General features: G+C 69.8%; 7 protein-coding genes. 3 read left to right on the forward strand and 4 right to left on the reverse strand.

Features of this window, described 5'->3' with window-relative positions; all coding sequences use genetic code 11:
- The first annotated feature begins 99 nt into the window (after positions 1-99).
- Both OS124_RS27390 and OS124_RS27950 read left to right on the forward strand, forming a co-directional pair.
- On the forward strand, positions 100-231 hold the full coding sequence (locus OS124_RS27390) for a glycosyltransferase (RefSeq protein WP_168161455.1): 132 nt from the start codon (positions 100-102) through the stop codon (positions 229-231).
- A gap of 19 nt (positions 232-250) precedes the next feature.
- A complete protein-coding gene (locus tag OS124_RS27950; RefSeq protein WP_010139231.1) occupies positions 251-970 on the forward strand; it encodes a glycosyltransferase family 2 protein in 720 nt (239 codons plus the stop codon).
- Between the two features lie 3 nt (positions 971-973).
- Here the strand turns inward: OS124_RS27950 and OS124_RS0109155 are convergent, their stop codons facing one another.
- The 4 genes from OS124_RS0109155 to OS124_RS0109170 are packed head-to-tail and all read right to left on the reverse strand — an operon-like array spanning position 974 to position 3,898.
- Positions 974-1,561 carry a pyridoxamine 5'-phosphate oxidase family protein gene (locus tag OS124_RS0109155; protein ID WP_443189681.1) on the reverse strand — a complete coding sequence of 196 codons (588 nt, stop codon included), beginning with the start codon at positions 1,559-1,561 and terminating at the stop codon, positions 974-976.
- A gap of 14 nt (positions 1,562-1,575) precedes the next feature.
- Positions 1,576-2,328 carry a lysophospholipid acyltransferase family protein gene (locus OS124_RS0109160; protein WP_010139233.1) on the reverse strand — a complete coding sequence of 251 codons (753 nt, stop codon included), beginning with the start codon at positions 2,326-2,328 and terminating at the stop codon, positions 1,576-1,578.
- Positions 2,325-3,224 (reverse strand): FtsX-like permease family protein, encoded by a 900-nt coding sequence (locus OS124_RS0109165; protein ID WP_010139234.1) that lies wholly within the window; start codon positions 3,222-3,224, stop codon positions 2,325-2,327. The genes OS124_RS0109160 and OS124_RS0109165 overlap by 4 nt, the downstream gene beginning before the upstream one ends.
- Positions 3,221-3,898: a cell division ATP-binding protein FtsE gene (locus tag OS124_RS0109170; RefSeq protein ID WP_010139235.1), complete on the reverse strand. Its 678-nt coding sequence runs from the start codon at positions 3,896-3,898 to the stop codon at positions 3,221-3,223. The genes OS124_RS0109165 and OS124_RS0109170 overlap by 4 nt, the downstream gene beginning before the upstream one ends.
- A 170-nt stretch (positions 3,899-4,068) precedes the next feature.
- On the opposite strand from OS124_RS0109170, the gene OS124_RS0109175 reads away from it, so the two are divergent.
- Complete coding sequence (locus OS124_RS0109175) at positions 4,069-4,968, forward strand: zinc-ribbon domain-containing protein (RefSeq protein ID WP_029375311.1); 900 nt, start codon at positions 4,069-4,071, stop codon at positions 4,966-4,968.
- Positions 4,969-5,964: the final 996 nt, after the last annotated feature.

Here is a 5,964-nt window from a genome sequence, read left to right on the forward strand (position 1 = left end):
GCGCGCCGGCGGCAGCACGCCGGCAGCCACATACTCCTTAAGTTGATCTGTTCCACCGCCGGGCGCGTACTATCCTTGGACAAGCGACAGGGAAAGCCCATGCCCAGGCCAGACGTCTCGGTCATTCTTCCGGTCTACAAGGCCCGCGGCACCCTGCCCCGTGCCCTCGCCTCGATCCTGCAAGCCGGCCTGCCCCCCGATCAGGTCGAGGTACGTCCTGGCCTCGGATGACGGCGAAGACTATCGCGACATGGTACCGGCGGGCCTGCGTGTCTCGGCCACGCCCTGCGGCCCGCGGGCGTCCGGCCCCGGCGCGGCGCGCAACCGGGCATTGCAGCAGGCGCGCGGCCGCTTCATCGCTTTCCTCGACGCCGATGACACATGGGAACCAGGCTACCTTGCCGCCTTGCTGCCACTGGCGCAGCGGCGCGGGGCAGCCTTCGGGCTGACCTCGGTTCTGGAGGGTGAGCAGGAGATCCTGCGCCTGCCCGCGGGGCGCCACCAACTGACGCTGGAGGATCTGGGGACCGAGGGCGCCAGCTTCCATCCGCTGCTGCCCCGCGCCCAGGCCCGCCCCTTCACGGCGCATCCCTCGCAGGATGTGCGGCACGCGGCAGAGCTGCTGTCCCGGCTGGGAGGCCGCGCGCCGCTTGGCCGCAGGGCCTACCAGCTCCGCCTCGGGACGACATCGGTCACCGCGGCCTCGGGGTTCACGGACCGCGTGGCGCGGGCCTATCGCAGCCATATCGCAGAGATCGAGGCCGGCGCCGGAGACATTCCCCGGGCCATGCGCGCGGCCTGCGCCGGGGTCTTCCGCGCCAAGGCCGCCCTGAACGAGGACTATCGCCGCCTCGCCCGCCCCGGAGAAAGCTACTACGCCTTCATCGCCCGCACCCGATCGAACGCCGATCTTGCGCCCGCCATCCGGCATGGCCTGTCCGACGGGCCGTCGCGGGTGGCAAGCGTCTGACCGTTACCACATGGTCCTGGCGGCGCGCTCGGGCCAGTCGCGGTCGTAGGTCTCGCCGCCCACCTCGCCCTCGGTCATCCGCGACAGGATCTGACCCGGCGTCGGCAGGCCCTCGCTTTCGTCCCGCCCGGCCCAGAGACCGGCACGCATCACCGCACGGGCGCACTGGAAATAGATCTCGTCGATTTCCAGCACCACCACCGTGCGCGGTTGGCGGCCCTTGAACTCGAAGCTGGCCAGCAGGTCGGGGTCGGCGGTGACACGGCCGCGCCCGTTGACCCGCACCACGTTGTTCGAACCGGGGATCATGAACATCAGCGCCATGCGCGGATCGCGCACGATGTTGCGCAGCGTGTCGATGCGGTCATTGCCGCGCCAGTCGGGCAGCGCGAGGGTGACGGGATCCAGCTCTCGCACCACCGGGCCATCGTCGCCGCGCGGGCTGCCGTCGGCGCCTTCGGGGCCCACGGTCGAGACCACGCAGAAGCGCGCGCGGGAGATCCACGCCCGGTAATCCTCGGTCATCCGGTGCGCCACCTTGCGTGTCGAGGCCGGCGTCGGCGTGCCGTAGATCTCTTCCAGATCCCCCATGCTTTCCAGGAACTTCACAGGCTTGCCCTTCCCTCTTCCAAAAGCGCGTCCGAACGCGTCTCGATAATCTGGCGCAACTGGCTGCGGAAATCCTCGCGCTTGAGGCCGGGGGCCAGGGCGGGCAGGAATTCCACCACGGCCAGGCCGGGCTGTCGCAGCACGCCCGAGCGTGGCCAGAACAGGCCGACATTGGTCGCCGCGGGAATGACATGCTGACCGGTCTGCTCGTAGATGGCGGCCACGCCGACCTTGTAGTCGGCCATGGCGCCGGGCGCCACGCGGGTGCCCTGCGGATAGATGATCAGCTGCCCCGGAGGCGCCTTGCCCGAGGTCACCCCGGCCATCATGTCGCGGATCGCCTCGGACCGGCGGCCCCGCTTCACCGGCACGCAGCCCAGGCGCAGGGCGTAGAAGCCGAGGATCGGGGCGAAGCGCAGGCTGTCCTTCATGATGAACTTCGGCCGCTTCACCACCGAGACGATCAGGATGATATCGAGGAAGCTCTGATGCTTGGAGGCGATCAGCACCTCGCCTTCGGGGATCTTGCCCCGCACCTCGGTACGGGTGCCGCAGATCAGGCGCAAGGTCAGGCGGACGTATCGGCAGTAAGTCCGCGCGCCGACATAGGCACCGCGTCGGTCGAACAGCGTCCAGGGCAGGAAGGCCAGGCCCATGAGCAGCATCATCAGATACATCTGGATGACGAAGATCAGCGAACGCAGATATTGAACGCCAGAGGTCATGCCAGTGGTCGTGCCAGACATCATGCCAGTCTCCGCAACATGCGGCGCGCGGCGGCGCCGGTGGCCAGGAAGGAAACCATCGCCGCGACAAGCGGCAGGAAGAAGGGCCAGATCCAGTGCCAGCCGCGCAGGCCCAGCCCGGTCAGGAAGCCGCCCTCGGCCTGGGCCTCGGGCAGCGCCAGCAGCGCGGCCAGGCCAAGGAACATGCCAAGTGCGGCGCCCCAGAAGGCGCGGAAGGTGAAGCGGCGCACGAAGGCCCGGGCGATGAAATCATCCCGCGCCCCGACAAGGCGCAGCACGGCGATCACCTGCCCGTTGGCCGCCAGCGCCGAGTTCGCGGCCAGAGTGATCATCGCCCCCATCACGCCACCGATCAGCAGGAGCGACAGCAGGCCAAGGGCCCGGATACGCCCCGCCGCCTTGACCAGGGGCCGCCGCCAGCGGCCGTGATCGTCGAGCACCGCACCCGGCACCTCGGCGGCCAGGCGCAGGCGCAGCCCGTCCGGGTCATAGCCCTGGGCGTCCTCGATGATCTCGATCAGCTGCGGGATCGGCAGGCTGTCGACCGGCAGGTCGGGGCCGAACCAGGGTTCCAGCAGGGCCTGCTGTTCCTCGCGGCTCAGCGCCCGGGCCCGCGCCACGCCGCCAGTCGTGGCCAGCACCTGCAAGGCGGCCTCGGTCTGCGCCGCGACCTGCTCGGCCGGGGCCGAAATGCGCAGGGTCGAGCTGCGCGCCAGCTCCTCGCTCCAGTTCGAGGCAAGGCGTCCGGTGGCCAGCGACAACGCCAGGGCGAAGACCGCCAGGAAGGTCATGGCAGCGGCGGCAAAGAGGGTCAGCCGGGCGGTGAAGCCGGTCGGCGGCACCACGCGGTCAGCCTGGGGTTCGCCGCGCAGCAGCACGGCGGGAGAGAGCAGTTTCACAGGTCGGCCCCCGCAAGCTGCAGCCGACGTTTGGCGATGCGCAGCACCCGTGCCTGCACCCGGGTCTTGGCGGCGCGGATCAGGCCCAGGTCGTGCGTGGCGATCATCACCGTCTTGCCCATGCGGTTCAGCTCGACCAGCAGCGACAGCAGGCGTTCGGACATCTCCCAGTCGACATTGCCCGTCGGCTCGTCCGCCAGGATGATGTCGGGCGACATGATCACCGCACGGGCCAGGGCGGCGCGCTGGCGCTCGCCCCCGGACAGCTCGGGCGGGCGCGCCTCGGCCCTATGGGTCAGGCCGCACCAGGCGATCAGCTCTTTCAGGTTCTGGTCTTCCGCCGAAACGTCACGCCCCGAGACCATCAGCGGCAAGGCGATGTTCTCGGCCACGCTCAGGTGGTCCAGGAACTGGCAATCTTGGTGCACCACGCCGACGCGCCGGCGAATCTCGGCGATCTCGTCGCGGTCCATCTGGCGCACGTCCTTGCCGAACAGCACGGCATGCCCGGCGGTCGGCACCAGCGCCCCGTAGCACAGCTTCAGGAAGGTCGTCTTGCCGGCCCCCGACGGTCCGGTCAGGAAATGAAAGGACCCGGGCGTGAGCCTGAGGGAGATGTCGCTCAGCAACTCTCCGCCGCCGTAGGAATAGGCGAGATTGTCCAGTTCGATCACATAGGCCCCCGCGACTGCCTTATCCTTTTGCAGGATCGGGACCGCCGATGCAATCGCGGCACAGGGCGGAAATAGCACTTTTCCGCCTCCGCCGATCCACATATGGTAGCCTCCAGAGCCGGAGGACAGGTGCCTGAGGGCGCTCCGGCACGTGACTGGGATGGGGCCCGATGCGACTGACCTGCCCGAATTGCGGAGCTCAATACGAGGTGCCGGACGCGGTGATCCCGCCGGCCGGTCGCGACGTGCAATGTTCCAATTGCGGCGACACCTGGTTCCAGGATCGCCCTGCCGCGGCTGCGGATCGTGTCTCCGCGGCCAGCCCGCGGGTCGCGCCCCGCCGCCCGCAACGCCCGGCCGCCCCCGCCGCCGGAGGCGACCAGGCAGCCCCCCAGCCCGCTGCCGAAGAGAGCGACGCCGGTCTCTCCGCCATCATGGAAGAGAGCTGGTCGGAAGACGACGATCACGAGGCCGCGGCGATGGCCCAGGCACCGCGCCGCCGCGAACTTGACCCCTCCGTGAAGGAGGTCCTGCGCGAGGAGGCCGAGCACGAGGCCCGCGTCCGGGCCCAGGAAAGCGGCGGCCTCGAAAGCCAGCCCGAACTGGGTCTGAGCGATCCGGCGCCCACGCCCCCGCCCGCCCCCGCCCGCGAGGAAACCGACGCAGAGCGCCGCGAGCGCGAGGCACGCGCCCGGATGGCGCGTCTGCGTGGGCAGAAGGACGAGGCCGAGAGCAATGCAACGTCGCGCCGGGATCTCCTGCCCGATATCGAAGAGATCAACTCGTCCCTGCGCAGTCGCGGCCAGAAGCCCGAGCCGGAAGAGGACTACGACACCCCCGATCCCGAAGCGCGCCGCAGCTTCCGCCGGGGATTCACCCTGCCGATCTTCCTCGCGGCGATCGCGGTGCTTGTCTATGTGAACGCCCCCCGCATCGCCCAGGGCTTCCCGCCGGCCGAGCCTGCCATGCGCAGCTATGTCGGGGTCGTCGACGAGGGCCGGGTCTGGCTGGACGTCAATGTACGTCGCCTGATCGTCTGGATCGAAGAAAAGACCGCCACCGAGGCCTGATCACACCTGCCGTGGCCGGCTCTGCCATGACGCGCCACAGACGCGCAAGGCATGGCAGAGCCGGCCACGTGCGGTTGCCCCGCCCTGCATGACGTGTACTGCGCCGAGCCCGCCTTCCTCGTCTCGCACCGCCTGTCCGCTTCCAAGTCAAAGAGCCCGCATCCTGGGTATGCCACGAACGCCCCATGCGATCCGGATCGCGGTGCCCGTCCCGGGGTGGCCCAAAGGTGATGGCCGTGTCGGGCCTCACGCCATGGCCCGCTACCGCCGACATCGTTTCGCAACATTTGCCCGCCTCCACCCGAACGCGCGCCGCATCGCAGCGTCGGCACGGTCGCTTCAGTCCCCAAGGGACAGCCCCGGTTGGGCACCAGTCCACCTTCCCGACCTGCGACCTGCACTGGCTTGGCCGCGGAGCCTGCCCCACCCTCAGCCTGTCGCAATGCCTGCCGATCCACGCGCGAGACCGCCCTGTCCACGACTCGCGCCGACCATCCTCTGGCTGAGCACCGGATCGCCCGGTGTCCGGCTTCGCCCATCTTTCCCACGCGGCGGCAAACCGCAGCGCATTGCCGCCGGATCCAGTCCCGCCCAAGGGGCTCTGCCGACCTGTCGGGTCAGTGCCTTTCGACCCGCCCCGTCGCACCCCAGCGCTGCGTGGCTCGTCCCGGTGGCGAGGTCAGCCCCCAGGCAACCGCCTGGTGACGCGCCCCTCCGGAAACGCCAGCCTGCCCTGCGCGCCTGGCGCGTCACGGTGCCCTCCATGGTCCACCAACTCGCTCATCCGGGTGCCCATGGTACGCCTCTGGCCGCTCATGTCGTGCTCCACCGTGACCGGCACGGCTTTGCGCGGCTCGCTGACGAAGGACCTGCGCTCCCTGAGGCTCGACCGCCCGGAGGCGCCCACCTTGGTCTCGCAACAAAGCACGGCATGGCCCTGCCCGCTGCGGACGAAGTGCCCCCTCGCACCGGCACTTCCCTCGGCGGAGACGGCCC

The sequence above is a fragment of the Oceanicola sp. S124 genome (assembly GCF_000220565.1).
Taxonomy (GTDB): Bacteria; Pseudomonadota; Alphaproteobacteria; order Rhodobacterales; family Rhodobacteraceae; genus Pseudooceanicola.

Excerpts from the sequence above, each read along its gene's own strand:
- OS124_RS27950 (WP_010139231.1), top strand. The coding sequence starts at position 251 with ATGGTACCGGCGGGCCTGCGTGTCTCGGCCACGCCCTGCGGCCCGCGG.
- OS124_RS0109160 (WP_010139233.1), bottom strand. The coding sequence starts at position 2,328 with ATGATGTCTGGCACGACCACTGGCATGACCTCTGGCGTTCAATATCTG.
- OS124_RS0109155 (WP_443189681.1), bottom strand. The coding sequence starts at position 1,561 with ATGGGGGATCTGGAAGAGATCTACGGCACGCCGACGCCGGCCTCGACA.
- OS124_RS27390 (WP_168161455.1), top strand. The coding sequence starts at position 100 with ATGCCCAGGCCAGACGTCTCGGTCATTCTTCCGGTCTACAAGGCCCGC.
- OS124_RS0109175 (WP_029375311.1), top strand. The coding sequence starts at position 4,069 with ATGCGACTGACCTGCCCGAATTGCGGAGCTCAATACGAGGTGCCGGAC.